Here is a 16486-nt window from a genome sequence, read left to right as displayed (position 1 = left end):
TTTTCTCCCTTGTGTTTTTCGGGGTCTCACTTTACCGCTTGCCCGGAGTGGTGGCCGAAGACATGTCCACGGATCCCGAGTTGATCGAGCGGTATCTTCCGGACGTGGCTTCTCTTCGAAAAACCATCATCAACTATCACACAGACATGAATGAATTGTTCAACAATTCCATTGAGGAATTATTGTCAGGGAACGGAAATGTAAAGCCTCCCGAAGATGGAAATTGCGATGACACCAATGTCAGCACCTATTGTGTGTCCTTGGTTGCCTTGGATTATTATGACGCGTTTCAACAAGCGTTGATCTATGACCAAGATTCCCACTTACAACTCTATGTGGATCAAGTGGAAGATGACATGAGCGATGCCGAAAAAATCAGCTGGTGGTGGAACAATGAAGATCGATCCGCGTATCGAATCGATAAATTAATGGACAATCAGGAGGAGCGCAAAGCCCTTATTTATGACCAAATCGACATTGCGCAAAAAGCCATGGACTCCACGTTGGCCGCGTACAATGAACTTTTCCTTTTTTATAACCTGCACCTGAATTACCTCACGTTGATCACGGATCTTGAAGCCTATCGCGACAAACTCGCCACATTGCGCACGCAAGTCGAACAATACCCTTCCGCTTTTCATAATCGTATGACCACGAAGTGTAAATAGTATGAAAAAAATCCCTCTCAATTTCATCAGCCTTGGATTGCTCCTCGTGAGCGTCCTGGTCCTCCATGGCGTCCACAACGTTCGCGCTCAAACCGATGCCGATATCCAAGAAGCGTGCGATGGATTCAAGTACAATGGAACCCAATTGATGGAAGATTTATTTGAGGATGCAGCGGGAAGTGCGGACCTTGATGTGGTGAATATTTTTAAAAATATGTTCGGGCAATCCAAAACCCCCAAAGTCGAAGATCTTTATCTTTCCATTTATAAAAAAGTAAGAGCCGAACCCGAAGATACGGCGGTGAGAGCCACGGCCGAGGATTATCAATTCACGCAAGAACAAATGTGCGCGGTCTTGGGCGGAAGTTTCGCCCCCATTGCAAGTATGAACGAAAACGAAGTGGTTCCCATCACCGAAGCCATGGATATTTTAGCCGAAATGCAAGAAACCTATCGTGACCATTTGGCAGAGGCCCAAATGGCCCAGGAAATGCTCATGGACAGCTACATGCGTGAAATTTTTGCCAACGGCGACACCGGAGACTCGGGTTTTGATGTTCTTTATGATATGGAAATCATCGAATACCTCCTTTTTGGAGAAGCGGGATATGAAACGTCTTCTTCCGAGGGGGACGAGACGGATGAAACCGCGAATGACGATGGCTCCGACGAAGAAACCCCTTCAGAAAGTCCCGAATCCACTTCGGATGACGGGACCGACGCTTCCACCGAAGAATCCCCGGCTGAAAGCACCACTTCGACGACCGAACAAGAAAAAGACGAAGCAGTTGCTCCTTCTTCCTGTGATGCGGATCCGGGCCTCCAAAGCGCCTTTGCCGCGGTTGTACCGGAACCCTCCGAAGAAGAACCCGCGTCCGATTCTTCGGATCCTTCCACGGATACTCCGGATACGTCCGGCGATGGCACCCCGGAAGACGTCGCGGAAACCACCCCGGATGTGATTTTGCCCGCTCCGGCCAATGATTGGACTTCTCCCGAAGTGTGCGATTCCGTGTTTTGTCTTTTTATCAATTTCGTTAACCGTCCGGATTCTTCTTATACAAAAGCGGACAATTGCATCCAATGTCATGTGCAATACATTGTTGAAGCGCTCGAAGAAACGCTTTCGCAAAGCCTCACTCTCGGAAAAGTTTCCGGAAACATTATGGAGCCTCCGGTGTGTAAAAATGATTTGCTGTTGAGTCTTACTCAAATCGATCTCAATCTGTTTTTAATTCCCATGCCGATTCAAACGCCTCCGGCAAATGACATTGTTACGGGTCTCGGCTTTTGCGATGGCATCAAGGATTTTATGGGAGATAAAGACCCTTATAAACTTTCCATACAAAATTTATTCGATGGCGATAAAGGCACCGGAGGAGTGTGCGGAGTCGACCCCGACACCCTTGTGGATAAAAAATTAACGGAAGAAGAATTGGCGAAACTTCGAAGTTACGGGAACGGGATTGAAAATGCGATGAAAGACGCAACCACTCGTTCCGAAAACGGCACTTCCGTGAACGAATTGCTCACTCAAGCCCTCAATGATTACGATGCCCATATGGATGAATTTGAAAAAACATTTGAAGACAGTTATACCGTCACTCGTTCCGGAGCCCAAAATACGCTTTATCAAAGTTTGGGGGATGAAATGGACCAAATGACCAATTATTTCAGGGCTTTTTACGAATCCATTTCCATGACTCAAGCCGTGACCGAAAAACTTAAAAATAACTTTAAACCCGTCCCATAAATGGCTTCCCCTTCATTCAAATCCGGGATTTACCATCGATTCAAAAAACGATTCGCCCTTGTTTTGGTTGGACTTTTTCTAACCGGATCACTCCTCCCTTTTTCAACACTGGCCAAACCCGTCTCTTATGACGCCACCCAAGACGGGAATGCGTGCGGAGCTAAAATTCTTACTTTTTTGGTTTCTTTTTTGGGTTCGGATAATTTTACGGATTATTGGGCGGACTTTTTTGTACGCAATCGATGTCAACAACAAGATATTTTTGCACTTCAAGACGAAATCGATTCCTTGTTGAGAGAACTCTACGAAGCGGATTGTTCCATCCAAGGGTTTACGGAAATCCAAGATGAAATCCGTAAGAAAAAAATGGAGCTTTATTTTGTGCGCCATATTGTCCCCGCTTTCGAAGATTCATTTCTCGAAAAAGATCTTGATGCCTTGGATTATAAATTCATTGCCGAGGATTTGCTTCTGACGATGGACAAAGAATTTGTGGGTAAAAAGGGATGGCTGAAAACAGAAGAATTGGCCACGTTTTTTTCCGAATGGCAAACCCGTTACGAATATCGCATTGAGACTTATAAAGATTGCAACGACTCCCCTTGGCAAGAGGTGGGGGATAAATTTCGTAAATTATTGCAAACCTTGAAGGATGTAAAAGATCTTTTTTTATTTAAAGATATTAAAAAAACATGGGCCCCTTACAAAGAAGACATTAAAAAACAATGGGAACAAGAAGGTATTTTAAACGCCAACGGGGAATGGGCCGGAGGATTCGGGGCGACCATGGGCGCTTTTTTGAAAAAAAATATTGAATTGAATATCCGCAATCTGCCTTCCAAAAAAGACTTGGAAGATATCATGGCCAATTTTGAAGCGTTGGGAAATTTGGTGACCACAAGTATGGCCCAAACATCTCTGCAAGCGGCTGAGACGGATTTTCAAGTTCTTACGGATAAAGCCACGTTAAAGGCCCGTTATCAACTCCTTTATCAACAAGGCAATGTGGAGATCACGGCTCGACTTACCTCTAAAATCAAAACTCTTTGCCTCATTGTTCGTGAAAGCACCTCCGGAGGCAATGGAGTCAACTTAAATACCTTGGCTACGACGGCCAAAGAAATTCGAAAAAAACAAGGAAGCGGGAATCCCTAAAAATCATCCCCTCTTCTCAATTCGCATGGCTTTCACAATTTGGCCCACACTCGCCATGGCGGAATAAACCAATTGGATTTTGGATTCGCGAACTTGCTCGGGTGCTTTAATCATTACCGCCGGTTTTTCTTCCACCGCAAACGTTTTGGCAACTTCCACCATGCAATAGGGACACTTCTCATGACGAGAAGAAATCACACGACAACAATTTAAACAGTTGAAAATCATGGGGAGGAGAGAAATCCTAAAGGAGGGAAAGGATTAAGTGGTGTACTTTTTCAGAAAGTTATTCACCGCTTGGGGAAGAATACGATAGACACGTCCCACTTTCACGGCTCTGATTTTCTTTTGCTTGATGAGTTTCAGCACGGTGAGGTGGTGCACCTGTAGCATGCTCGCCACCTGTTCGGCCGTCAAGAGTTGCTCGGCCATATCACAGCTTTTAAAGAATCGAGTGGGTCCGTTTGATTAAACTTTATCATGCTCTATTTAATTAAATCAAGTCTTTTTATAAGGTTTTCTATTTTAGTAATTTTTATTAGTTTTTATCTTATTTTATTATTTTTTGTTAAGTTTTATTATATTCTATTAAACTATCTTCTTACGCTTAAAAAGCGCACCGCCTCAAGCGATCAAAAGGAGTGCAGAGTTAGTGGCCGAAATTTATGATTTATTCGATTTTTAATATTTTACAATCCACCAAATAGGGCGACTTGAAATTTGTCATCTCCCCAGCTTTTTTGCCAGGCACAACCAAAAGACGTGCTGACAAGGGCTTATCTAACTTAATTGCTAAAGTCGCCATATCGAGAAGTGTCGCTTCAATCTTTTCTGTTGGCGTGTCGCCTGCAATTGGGACAACATCTAGTCCACATCCGCACACTGCTGAATATAGAAGTAAATTTGTGACACTATAAGTTCCTTCGTTTGCCCTTGTTGCCAATCCTCTATCTTCTGTAACTGCGAGCATAAGACCAGAATAGCCGCATGTTTTCACGGACAAACCTTTGAGGACACGAGTAATTAAAGCAGAAATTGTAAGCGTTCCTTGATTTCCAAATTTGCCAAAGCCGAGTTTTTCATAAGCAAAAGCAATACTTTCATGTTCTGCGAGCCCAGGATTTAACGAAACATCTATGCCATTATATTTAATGCCAAAATCTTTAGAAATTTGTTGAGCCAAATTAGCGACCTTTTTTGTTTCTTCCTCGAATATTTGTTTTAGATTTTGTTCTGCTTCTGTGAGATTGTGAGACTTTGAAAATGCCTTCATGGCTAAATCTCCGCATTCCAAACCAATGCCGAAAGCGGTTTCCCCCTCATGAAATCCTGTAGGGAAGAATGGAATGCCGGGTTTGCAGTTTGCGGAAGCACAAAACCTGAAATTGCCATAACCGTTTTCGGTTTCTTCCGCTATACGCTTAATAACCTGAGCGGTTGTTTTTGCATTTTCAAAATCGATTCCATTTTCCTTGTCGCCGATTTTGGCGGAGCATGAAATTCGAGAAGTGACTTTATTAAATTTCGGGACGAGTTTTATTCTGGCTGGTGTTTTTGCATAGCCAAGATTAAAAAAACTCACATCAAGGCTTTGGCAAATTTTCTCTATTTTTTGAACCGCGCTTATAATTTCTTTGTCCGATAAATCACCAAGATATTCTTCCCAAGAATTAGTGGCTATTCTGGTCGTCTGAACTTCATAACCTGCTTTTTCAAAAACAGCTTTAGCCTTCTGATTAAATTCGGCGGTTTGCTTTATTTTAGCTTTGTTATTTGGAGATTGAAGCGACACGCCAGTTGTTATTGTTCTGATTTTCATGGTGGCAAATATTAAAAACTACATTGGTTTAAATAAATTTCGGTCAATAATTTCTCATAATCTCTATTTAAGCAACCGCTTCAACCACTTCCCGGTATGGGATTTTTCATTTTTAACAAGTTCTTCGGGCGTGCCTTGCGCCACAATTTCTCCGCCCGCGTCTCCCCCCTCCGGCCCCATATCAATAATATAGTCCACGGATTTGATCACATCGAGGTTGTGTTCAATGGCGAGCACGCTATTTCCCATATCTACGAGTCGCTGCAACACCTCAAGCAACCGTTTCACATCATCAAAATGAAGCCCTGTGGTCGGTTCATCCAAAACATACAACGTTTTTCCTGTGGCACGCTTCGATAATTCCGTGGAGAGCTTAATGCGCTGCGCCTCCCCTCCCGAAAGCGTGGTCGCGGGTTGGCCCAAATGAATATAGCCGAGCCCTACCGATGATAAGGTCTCAAGCTTGGTTTTGACAGAAGGAATGGAGCTAAAAAACTCGAAGGCTTCATCCACTGTCATCTCAAGTACGTCTGCGATGTTTTTCCCACGATAGGTGATTTCCAATGCTTCCTTATTATAACGACGGCCTTTGCACCCCTCGCACGTTACATAAATGTCGGGGAGAAAATGCATTTCTATTTTTTTCACGCCATCGCCTTCACATTCCTCGCAACGCCCGCCTTTGACATTGAAACTGAAACGGCCGGACTTGTACCCGCGCACTTTGGCCTCCGGGGTCATGGCAAAAAGGTCTCGAATATCAGTGAAAAGTCGCGTGTACGTCGCAGGATTGGACCGCGGCGTTCGGCCGATGGGGCCTTGGTCGATGTTGATGATTTTATCCAAATGAGAAATTCCATGCAGTTCCTTGTGCGCGCCGGCAACGGTTTGCGCGCGATTGAGTTTTGCGCTCAAGGATTTCACTAAAATGTCGTTTATTAGGGTGGATTTCCCGGAGCCGGACACACCCGTGACTCCGATGAACATGCCCAAAGGAAAAATCGCATCCACATTTTTAAGATTGTGCTCGGTGGCGCCCACGATTTTAAGATATTTTCCATTGCCTTTACGTCGTTTTTTAGGGACTGAAACTTGCTTGGCGCCGGATAAATATTGTCCGGTGATGGATTTTGGGTTTTTCATGATTTCCTCGGGCGTGCCTTCGGCGATCACTTCTCCTCCGTATTTTCCCGCGCCCGGACCGATATCAAGGATGTAATCCGCGGCCAACATGGTGTCGATGTCGTGTTCCACAATGATCACGGTATTGCCGATGTCGCGCAGCGCGATCAAGGCTTTGATGAGCTTTTCATTATCGTTTTGATGCAAACCGATCGTGGGCTCGTCCAACACATACAAGACCCCCATGAGCATGGCCCCGATTTGCGTGGCGAGCCGAATGCGCTGAGCCTCGCCTCCGGAGAGCGTATTGGCCGCACGATCCAAGGTGAGATAAGAAATCCCCACATTGTTGAGAAATTTTAAACGATGTTGCACCTCTCTTAAAATCGGTTCCGCGATTTTTGTATTCATTTCCGACAAATGCAACCCTGCAAAAAAAGCTTCGGCTTTATCGATGGAAAGTTGTGTGACTTCAGCGATCGATTGCCCGCCTAATTTCACACTTAAAATTTCTTTTTTAAGGCGTTGGCCTTTGCACACCGGACATTTTATAATGCGCATGAATTGTTCAATTTTTTCACGCACATAATCGGAATCCGTTTCCAAATAACGACGCTCCAAATTGGGAAGAATTCCTTCAAACGTGGTGTTGTAGGGACGTTCCGCGGCTCGAACCAAATACTGCTCGGCTCCGGTTCCGTACAAAATAATATTCATGGTTTCTTGCGAAAACTCTTCCACCGGAACCTCCATTGAAAAATGATGTTTGCGCGCCACAGCCTCCAAAATATGGCCGTACCAATCCAAATGCGAATTGGTGTTGGACCATGGCATGACCGCTCCTTCGGCCAGACTTAATTTTGGATTGGGGATCACGAGCAAAGGATCGATTTCGAGCTTTGTTCCCAGTCCATGACATGCTTCACATGCGCCGTGAGGGCTGTTGAATGAAAAACTGCGCGGCTCGATTTCAGGTAAATTCACGTTGCAGTCCGAACATGAAAAATTCTCGGAGAAAAACTCTTCTTTCCCGGTGTCATGATCGAGCACAATCATCATCCCCTCTCCATGTCGCAACGCCACTTCCACCGAATCGGCAAGCCGAGTGCGGTGTTCATTGGTGAGCGGAATTTCTTGCCCGGATTTCATGGTTTGAAATTTGGGCTTCATATCTTTGACCACCAAACGATCCACCACAATGTCGATGGAATGCTTTTTGTTTTCATCCAGAGGCGGGATGTTTAAAATACTCATCACTTCGCCATCCACGCGCACGCGCACAAATCCGTCTTTTTTCACTTTTTCGAAAATCTTTTCATGACGGCCTTTGCGGTCGCGAATGACGGAAGACAACAAAAGAATACGCTTTTCTTCCTCCATGCCGGCGATGTGATCCACGATTTGAGTCACCGTCTGTCGTGTGACCAATTTGTCGCATTTGGGACAATGGGGCTCCCCCACGCGAGCGAACAACAAACGAAGATAATCATAAATTTCAGTTACGGTTCCGACTGTGGAACGCGGGTTGCGACTCGTGGTTTTTTGATCAATGGAAATGGCGGGAGAAAGCCCTTCGATGGATTCCACGTCCGGTTTTTCCATGAGTTGTAAAAATTGACGTGCGTAAGTGGAAAGACTCTCGACGTAACGACGTTGACCTTCGGCATAAATCGTATCAAACGCGAGGGACGACTTGCCCGACCCGGAAAGTCCGGTGATCACCGTGAGTTTATTTCGAGGGATTCGGGCGTCAATATTTTTGAGATTGTGAATTTTTGCGCCTTTAACAACAATATGGGTCAGAGCCACGAATTTTTTGGATTAAATTTAATAAAAAATAACCTTAAACCCTTTTTTAGGGTCGCTAAATAGTTTAACATAAAAAAGCAAAAGATTAAAATGGGAATTTATGAAATGTAAAATTTGCCATCATTCCGGGGATTATCCCACCCACCAAGTTCAAGAAATGATGTTTGGATTCAAAGACTTTTTTACTTATTTTGAGTGCCTAAATTGCGGGTGCTTACAAATCGCCGAATTCCCCAAAGATGTGTCCAAATATTATCCTCCGGACTATTGCAGTTTTTCTCCTTTTTCAAAAAATCCCGTCAAACGATGGCTGAAAAAACAAAGGGATGCTTATGCTCTTTTTCATAAAGGTTTTTTTAAAAAATGGCTCCATTCGAAATTCCCGAATGAAATCTTAGAAAAAGTATCTCGATTGCCCCTCACGAAAACTTCAAATATTTTAGATGTGGGGTGCGGAATCGGATCCGTTCTTTATTCTTTGAGAAATCTAGGTTTCATGAATACCACGGGAGTCGACCCTTTTATCGATCACGAAATCACGTATTCCAACGGGTTAAAAATTTTCAAAAAAACTCTTTCCGAAATGCAAGGGACTTGGGATTTTATTCTTTTTCATCACTCTTTTGAACACATTCCCAATCCACAAGAAACGATTCAAGCGGTTTCCCGTCTTTTGGCTCCGGGGGGAATTTGTATGATCAGCATTCCTGTTTTTCCTTCTTTTGCATGGGAACATTATGGATCGAATTGGGTTCAATGGGATGCGCCTCGCCATTTTTTTCTTCACTCCGTAAAAAGCCTTAAATGGCTTTTGAATACGGCTAATCTTCATTTACAAAGCATCGTTTACGATTCCACCGATTTTCAGTTTTGGGGCAGCGAACAATATCTCAAAGGAATCCCGTTGAAAGATCCCCATTCTTACGGAGTAAATCCGAAAGCTTCGCTTTTTTCAAAAAAAACAATCCGCGAATTTCAACAAAAAGCCTTGGCTTTGAATGCAACGAATAAAGGAGATCAAGCCACGTTTTATATTACAAAAAACCCCATCACTAAAAATTAACAGGCTCGAACGGCAATCCTTTTACAAATCCTCTTCCGTCACCATCAATTTATCGTAGGCCTTGTGGTTTTCTTTTTTATTGAACAAATACGAAAGCAAACTGTAGCCGCCGATGAGGTAGGGCACAATAATGAATGTCCAACCGGCTTCCAGGAAAATATTAAACATTGCGTGCAAACCCATGGCCAGAACCAATCCTTCCATCATTTTTTCTTCGGCAAAAACCGGAGATACTTTTAAGTGTACACCCTTATGAAACCAATTCAGCAAGGGGTGACGATTTTGGCGCATTTCTTCTTGCAAAATAGGCTTGGCAAAATGAGCGACCCCATAGTAATAACCAAAAATTCCGGAAAACAAAATGTGAGCAAAGGTTGAAAAAACCGACCGAAAAATAAAAGAGGTGAACAAACTTTCAAAGCCCTGATAACTCCAAATGTAAAAGAAATACATGATGTTTTCCACGAAGGCGAACCCGAGCGCCGCGATGATGCAAAACTCAATGGCGTCGTCGATTTGATGCAATTGTTTTCGGTCCGTGACACGAACCGCGATATTTTTCATGTATTCTTCCAAAACTCCCACAAACATAAAAGCCAACACCCCGCCAACCGATACGTAGAGAAGATCCGTAAATCCAAAAATATTGGTGTTCATTTTTTCCGTGTAACTGAAAATGTTCAGGTTGGGGAAAAAGCGCCAACTCATCTTGTAAAGCATGATGGGGATCACGGAAACAATGCCGGCGATAAAGGTGTAAGCCACCCATCGTCTGGGCTCGGGCTGTTTGGTGTAAAAAATATAACCCCAAATGTACGCCGGAACGCAGGCAAGGAGAAAACAAACCGGGATCTGGAAAAGGGGTGAGGATAAGATGGATTGAATGAGAGGCCAGGACACGGGATAAAGGTTATAGACTTGAAGTGAGGGCTTAGAGAAAAAATACGGAATGCGGATACTCGCTACACTCGTGCCTACTTATCTTATGATTATACCATATTTTATCTTATTTAACAACTCATCCTTCTTTAAAAATGCCCCCTGTTCGTCTATCTTAAAAATAGGATATTTGAAGGACACGCTTTTAAGATCATTTTTGTCCAGAGAGGGAAGCCCGGGCTGAAAGCTTCCTCAAAAATTCCTTAAGAGTACCACCCTCAAAAAGTTTCAATTTCAATCTCAAAGTGTCCAGAAAGCGCCTCTCTAAGGCCGCAGACTGGAAAACTCGGTGGAACCACCCCTTCAAATGGGGTCCGAGCCCCTCAAATAGGGGTATTTTATCATTTAAAATCTCTAAATATGGATAAACAAGCAAAACTGGAACGCATTCGCCACTCCCTTTCTCACCTCATGAGCATGGCGATCATGGAGAAAAAATATCCGCAGGCCGGATTGGGCGTGGGGCCATCGATTGAGAATGGGTTTTATCAAGATTACGATTTACCGGAGAGCCTTTCGGAAACGGATTTTGGATGGATTGAGAAAAAAATGCGCGGCATGATTCATAAAAAAATCGATTTCAAGCAAAGCGATTCGGATTTTGCGAGTGCATTGAAATTCTACAAACACGATCCGTATAAAACCGAAATGATCAAAGACCTCAAGGCCAAAGGCGAAAAAAAATTGAGTTTTTACGATTCCGATGGATTTCACAATCTTTGCGCCGGGCCTCATGTGGAAAATACAAGTGAGATCAATCCCGAAGCGTTTAAAATCATGAGTGTGGCGGGTGCGTATTGGCGCGGGGATGAAAAAAATAAAATGCTCACGCGGCTTTACGGCGTGGCATTCGAAACCAAAGAAGAGCTCGATGATTATTTGGCTCAATTGGAAGAAGCCAAAAAACGTGATCATCGAAAACTCGGCATGGAGCTCGACTTATTTCAATTTCATGAAATTTCTCCCGGGGCCGCGTTTTATCATCCCAAGGGTGCGATTATTTTCAACGAACTCACCGCCTTTCTTCGCCGCGAATACCGCAAACGCGGGTACAGCGAAGTGGTCACTCCTCTCGTGTACGACAAATCGTTGTGGGAGCAAAGCGGACATTGGGAACACTACCGTGAAAATATGTTTTTGATGGAAGTGGATGGCAAAGAAGCGTCTCTCAAGCCCATGAATTGTCCGTCGCACATGCTTATGTTTAAGATGAGAACGCGCAGTTATCGGGATCTCCCGTTGCGCATTGCGGATTTTGCCATGTTGCATCGTAATGAGTTGCGCGGAGCGCTGGGCGGAATGACACGGGTGCGCAAATTCTGCATGGATGACGCACACATTTTTGTGGGGCTCGACCAACTCGATGAAGAAATCATGCGTTGTATCGATTTCACGCAATATGTTTATAAATTGTTCGGGTTTGATTTTCATGTGATGTTGTCCACGCGTCCGGAAAAATCCATGGGATCCGAAGAACAATGGAATACCGCGGAAAAAGCCCTTGAAAAAGCGCTTAAGGCCGCCAAAATTCCTTACGAGATCAATGCCGGAGACGGGGCCTTTTATGGTCCTAAAATCGACTTCCGTATCCACGACTGTTTGAAGCGCGAATGGCAATGCGCCACCATCCAAGTCGACTTCCAGATGCCTCTCCGATTTGAACTCAAATACGAGGCTCAAGACGGAAAATTGCATACGCCGATTGTGTTGCATCGCGCTTTACTGGGCTCGCTCGAACGCTTTTTGGCGATCTTGACCGAACACTACGCAGGCGCTTTCCCCTTCTGGCTTGCACCGGTGCAAATGCGTCTCTTGCCACTCGGTGAAAACTTCAATGACTATGCGGTTGAGGTCAAAAATAAGCTTTTTGAAGCCGGCTATCGCGTGGAAGTGGATGATAGCAACCAGACCCTTGGCAAAAAAATCCGTGAAGCGGAAACCCTCAAAATCCCGGTCATGGGCATTATTGGTGAAAAAGAAGCTGCAGCTCACTCCATCACGCTCCGCTACTACGGGCAACGCCAACAAGACGTGCTCAGCGTGGAGCAAGTGATTGAAAAATATAAGGATGCGGTGCCCAAATAGAATTAGGCCGCTTTCTTGTCTTGAATTAATCGGTTGGAGGACGTGATTCCCCTTAGGGCATTGGGGTCGCTTGAATCGCTGATTGCTCGTTTTTTTCGTTCCGATACAATATCAAACATTTTTTGAATCCCATCTCTTTCAATTGCATCCGGCAATTCTTTTTCCAAAAATACTTGCATCCGCGCTTTTTGAGCCTCTTGTCCTCTAATATCCGAATATTCAAGCTCTTCATACAATCCCTTTTCTTTCCAATCGATGTGGTACGCGTCACAAACCGCTTTCACCAAATTATCCAATTGCTCTTTATGTTCTTTAATTTTAACCTGACGATCCACGACAGCTCCTTCATCATATGTAAATTTACCCAATCTCGCTTTTCCTTCTTTTGTTTTATCTCTTCTCCCTGATAAAACGGCATCAAATAAATAATAAGAACGAACCGCTTCCAACATTTGATTCTTCGTTTCCTCAATAGCCTTCTTTGCGTTTCCATCCAATTCTTCCGCGCCTCCTTTAAGTAAGCGTTCCTGCAATTCCTCCTGACGATTACTGAGACTGATGATGTATTGATTGTATCCCGGGTATCCGTTTTTGTATCCTTCATCTGTAAAATATTTTTGAGTTCCGGTGAAAGCTCCGGTGAACGTTTCCACTTGTTCCAAGGTTGAAGCCGGCATATAGAGATGCGCATCATCGTGATCCATGTTTTGAGAACGAGCAATTCCTTTGGATAAACGTTGACGGAAACGTGGATCCACAATCATGTATTCCCATAAAAATTTGGAAAAGTTTTTTCCGGCCTTGTTGTCATTGGACTCATCTTTAAAGTGCATATCAATGAATGCCTGCAAATCTTCAACATTATAAACTTTCTTTGTTTCTTCCAATGTGATTTCTCCTTTTAAATACCGTGGATGAAACGGTTTCTCAAAAGGACTTGTAAAGAAATCCAACAACGGAAAGGAATTCAAATATTTTCCTTCAATTTCTCCGATACGATCCATTTCCAAAAGAGTCATCCCTTGCATGGGGCCGCTTGGACATTTGGCAGTGAGTCCTTCCATGATGAAGAATAATTTATCTTCCGCGGTAAGTTTTCCGGCTTTGATGGACCAATCGATCATTTCTTCATATTCATGAGGGCTAACGTATTTCCCTTCTTTCCATTCCCTTAATAAACGCTTCAATTCCCCGTCCAAACCTCCTTCTTTCAATCCTTTCGGGTTGACTTCCAATTGTTTGGCTTTGTTTTCAAATTTACTTTTCCCGCTTTCGAAAGCGCTGTGATTGTGAGCAAACCATTCCGCCCATGTTCCATCTCCCCACAAAGCATCCACCGAATATTTCACTTTGTCTTGTCCTGAGATTTGATGCCCCGGACTTGTAGGATCGTTTTGGAGTTCTTCGGTCAATTCAATATTTAATTTTTCTCCATCCACTCCGGGAGTGCTTGATGTTAAACGATTCAAGGTGGCCCACATTTTCATGTCATCCCAACGGAGTTCTCCTTTTTCACCCAACACAAGAAAACAAGCTTTTGCCACATCCGCAGTATCGGTGGTGTGCAATTTTTCAGACAACTCCCAAATACCCAACTGTTTATAAGATTCTTGATATTTTTGCACTTCTTCATTTTCCGCGCCCTGATAGATGCGTTTGAATTCATCCCCCAAGAAACTGGGGAGCATCTGGCCCACGTAACCAAAGCGTCGTTTACTTTTGCGTTCATGTTTGCGTTTGATGAACTCAATGAGCTCCTTCCCGAGATGGATAAGATCTTTCATGGAAAGGAACGTGTGTTGGTAAAATAACTTTTTTAAAGGCCCGTAATTGTTTTCCGGAGGCGTAAAAGGACTCATTTTTTCGAAAAAGCTTTTTCCATGATGGCCATGATTCCCGCCATGAGCGCCGTGTTCTCCTCCATGAGCGCCCCCTCCATGTGCCTCTTCTTTCTCCGGTGTTTCCCGACTCTTGATGCTGTTTAAGAATTTTTGCAAAATGCCATCTTTTTCCGCTTCTTTCAAAACTTCCCCCACGTTCGCGGCGGCGTTGATTTCACGATTGGCGGCGTCTTGAGCGTTGGCACGTTCCACTTTATTTTGTCTCACCCATCCCAAAAATTGAGGCAAGGTCATGCGCGTTCCGTCTTTGAACGTGATGCCATCGTCCTCTGCTTTTTTTATTTGAAATTGCTTGGAATCGCTGTCTCCGAATTGCAAAACCTCTCCCGCTTCCGCTCGAATCGGGGGCCAATCTTTGGCTTCGCGTTCCCACTCTTGATTTAAATTAGCGGTGTGATTGCGCAAATGCTCTTGAAGGGTTTTGATGTCTTTGATTTCCGGGATCGCGTCGTTGCGATGCGCCCATTTGGCGAATTCGCCCAAGCTGAGCTCGCGGGCGATGCGCGGGGCTGTCAAACGAGCACTGGGTTCTTGGTCCGGAGTTAATGTTACAACCGCTTTATCCAAAATCACTTTTTCATCATCGATGGATTGAATTTTGACCGTGTCGCGCGTGGGAATAATATTTCCTTCATCATCGCGAGAACGATTTTTTGTGTAATCAAGAGTTTGTCCGGCCTGCAAACGCATTCCCACTTGAGGGAGGCCCAAATTTTTCTCCAATTCGGCCTGATCTTTGACCACCTCATTGATGTCTGCGGCATCCACCCATTTCATAAATCGCCCGAGCGTGTAGCGCTCGCCGTTGTCCAAATAAATAATTAAAGTTACCGGTTGTTTCCCGATGCTATCTCCGTTGATGCCATCCACAATGGCCGCATCTTGAACCTCGACTTTTTTGATGGTGCGCGTGCCAATGTTGTTGTGAGCGGGATCAATGGTTGTGTATTGAATTTGTGTGCCGGCTTTCAAATTGATGCCGCACATTTTAGAGGATTCTTCGAGCATCCGATGTTTCAAGGTCTCATAATCGATGATATGAACCGCGGATTTGATCACCTCTCCGGCGGTTTTTGATTGTTGAATAAAATCCTGCTCGATTTGCCATTCTTCCCGTTTCAATCGCATAATGTTGGCGATTTGACCGGGGGTCAATGGAAGCGCTTCCAATGCGGTTTCAAAATTTTCAAAATCCTCTTTTTTATCAACAAAATTCTCTTTTTTAGTAATGGTAAAGCCTTGAATCATTTCAAGATCGTCTTGTTTTAATTGTGTGTCTTCATTCAATTTGCGAAGATAAGCGGTCAATCCGTCCCGATTGTTGCGATCACGATTATTGATTTGAACCAAATTCTTTTGAAGTTTTAAAATCGGTCTTGTGCGTTCTTGCTCCGGCAATTGTTCCATCATCACGTCCACGCCCACTAAAAGTTCCATGATACGGTCATGAATTTCACGGCGTTTTTTGGCCACTTCGTTCTCGGGTTTCTTTTGTTCCGGAGTTTTCTTTTTGCTTCCGGTTTCGGAAGAAGAAGCGGCCGAGGTTTTTGCCGGCCCCACTTCCTCTTTAAATTGAGTGGAATTCATTTGGGCCTTTGCAAGCCGTTGAGCGGCCCACTTTACCGCTTGGTCATCGGAATCGAGCAACTCCAATGCTTGTTCATAGGTGTCGCCATCGATCCCACGATAGGCCAATTGTCGAGCAAGCCCCTTGCTGTACGTATCGCCACTGCTCGATTCGGCTAAGGCGCTTTCAAATGCCGCGGGAGTCACCTCCTTGGCCATCAATCTTTTAGCCAATGCTTTTTCCACGCGATTGCCGTCGTCCAGGCAGTCGTAGGCCATTTCAAAAATTCCACCTTCAATCTTTTTCTCAGCCAACATTTGCGCCAATTTTTTCTTGGATTTATCGTCGGAATCGAGGGCTTCTCGCGCCAAATCTCGAACATCTTCATTGATGTCTCCGCTTGCCTGACGGCCATCGATTTTTGCTTCCAGGGCCGTGCGTTGTTCTCGATCCAAGGATTCGCCTTTTTTAGCCGCAGCCTCCGCATCCACATCCGGCTTGGCAGAGGAGGATGGAGGCGTCCCTCCGGCAAAAAACACGACCCGTCCATTCAGGGCGGGATCCCGTAATTGAGAATTTAAGAGAAGGAAAATCATAAAACGGAT

Annotated in this window: 11 protein-coding genes; 5 read left to right on the top strand and 6 right to left on the bottom strand. The window is 44.4% G+C overall.

Annotated elements, in window-relative coordinates; translation table 25 throughout:
- Nucleotides 1–11: 11 nt before the first annotated feature.
- From WC882_00165 to WC882_00155, 3 genes are read left to right on the top strand one after another with little or no spacing between them, the layout of a single operon-like run.
- The gene (locus WC882_00165; GenBank protein MFA5842084.1) at nt 12–668 is read left to right on the top strand and encodes a hypothetical protein; all 657 of its coding nucleotides are present in this window, start codon (nt 12–14) and stop codon (nt 666–668) included.
- 1 nt (nt 669) lies between these two features.
- On the top strand, nt 670–2421 hold the full coding sequence (locus WC882_00160; protein MFA5842083.1) for a hypothetical protein: 1752 nt from the start codon (nt 670–672) through the stop codon (nt 2419–2421).
- Nucleotides 2422–3576, top strand: coding sequence for a hypothetical protein (locus WC882_00155; GenBank protein MFA5842082.1), 1155 nt, complete (start codon nt 2422–2424; stop codon nt 3574–3576).
- On the opposite strand, the gene WC882_00150 is transcribed toward WC882_00155, so the two are convergent.
- From WC882_00150 to uvrA, 4 genes are all read right to left on the bottom strand, one after another.
- Nucleotides 3514–3774 carry a hypothetical protein gene (locus WC882_00150; protein MFA5842081.1) on the bottom strand — a complete coding sequence of 87 codons (261 nt, stop codon included), beginning with the start codon at nt 3772–3774 and terminating at the stop codon, nt 3514–3516. The two genes, WC882_00155 and WC882_00150, sit on opposite strands and share 63 nt — an antisense overlap.
- A gap of 63 nt (nt 3775–3837) precedes the next feature.
- Nucleotides 3838–4008 carry a helix-turn-helix domain-containing protein gene (locus tag WC882_00145; protein ID MFA5842080.1) on the bottom strand — a complete coding sequence of 57 codons (171 nt, stop codon included), beginning with the start codon at nt 4006–4008 and terminating at the stop codon, nt 3838–3840.
- Nucleotides 4009–4246: 238 nt separating this feature from the next.
- Entirely contained in the window at nt 4247–5395 is a 1149-nt protein-coding gene (locus WC882_00140; protein ID MFA5842079.1) for a DUF711 family protein, read from the bottom strand.
- 63 nt (nt 5396–5458) lie between these two features.
- A complete protein-coding gene (gene uvrA, locus WC882_00135; GenBank protein MFA5842078.1) occupies nt 5459–8326 on the bottom strand; it encodes an excinuclease ABC subunit UvrA in 2868 nt (955 codons plus the stop codon).
- A gap of 100 nt (nt 8327–8426) precedes the next feature.
- Here uvrA and WC882_00130 point away from each other — a divergent pair, with 100 nt between their 5' ends.
- A complete protein-coding gene (locus WC882_00130) occupies nt 8427–9389 on the top strand; it encodes a class I SAM-dependent methyltransferase (protein MFA5842077.1) in 963 nt (320 codons plus the stop codon).
- Between the two features lie 21 nt (nt 9390–9410).
- On the opposite strand, the gene WC882_00125 is transcribed toward WC882_00130, so the two are convergent.
- The gene (locus WC882_00125) at nt 9411–10289 is read right to left on the bottom strand and encodes a PrsW family glutamic-type intramembrane protease (GenBank protein MFA5842076.1); all 879 of its coding nucleotides are present in this window, start codon (nt 10287–10289) and stop codon (nt 9411–9413) included.
- 399 nt (nt 10290–10688) lie between these two features.
- Here WC882_00125 and thrS point away from each other — a divergent pair, with 399 nt between their 5' ends.
- Complete coding sequence (thrS, locus tag WC882_00120) at nt 10689–12413, top strand: threonine--tRNA ligase (GenBank protein ID MFA5842075.1); 1725 nt, start codon at nt 10689–10691, stop codon at nt 12411–12413.
- A 2-nt stretch (nt 12414–12415) separates the two neighbouring features.
- On the opposite strand, the gene WC882_00115 is transcribed toward thrS, so the two are convergent.
- Complete coding sequence (locus WC882_00115; GenBank protein MFA5842074.1) at nt 12416–16477, bottom strand: hypothetical protein; 4062 nt, start codon at nt 16475–16477, stop codon at nt 12416–12418.
- Nucleotides 16478–16486: the final 9 nt, after the last annotated feature.

This window comes from Candidatus Gracilibacteria bacterium, assembly GCA_041658685.1.
Lineage (GTDB): Bacteria > Patescibacteriota > Gracilibacteria > UBA1369 > UBA12473 > JBAZZS01.
This window is presented reverse-complemented; position numbering and strand designations above follow the sequence as displayed.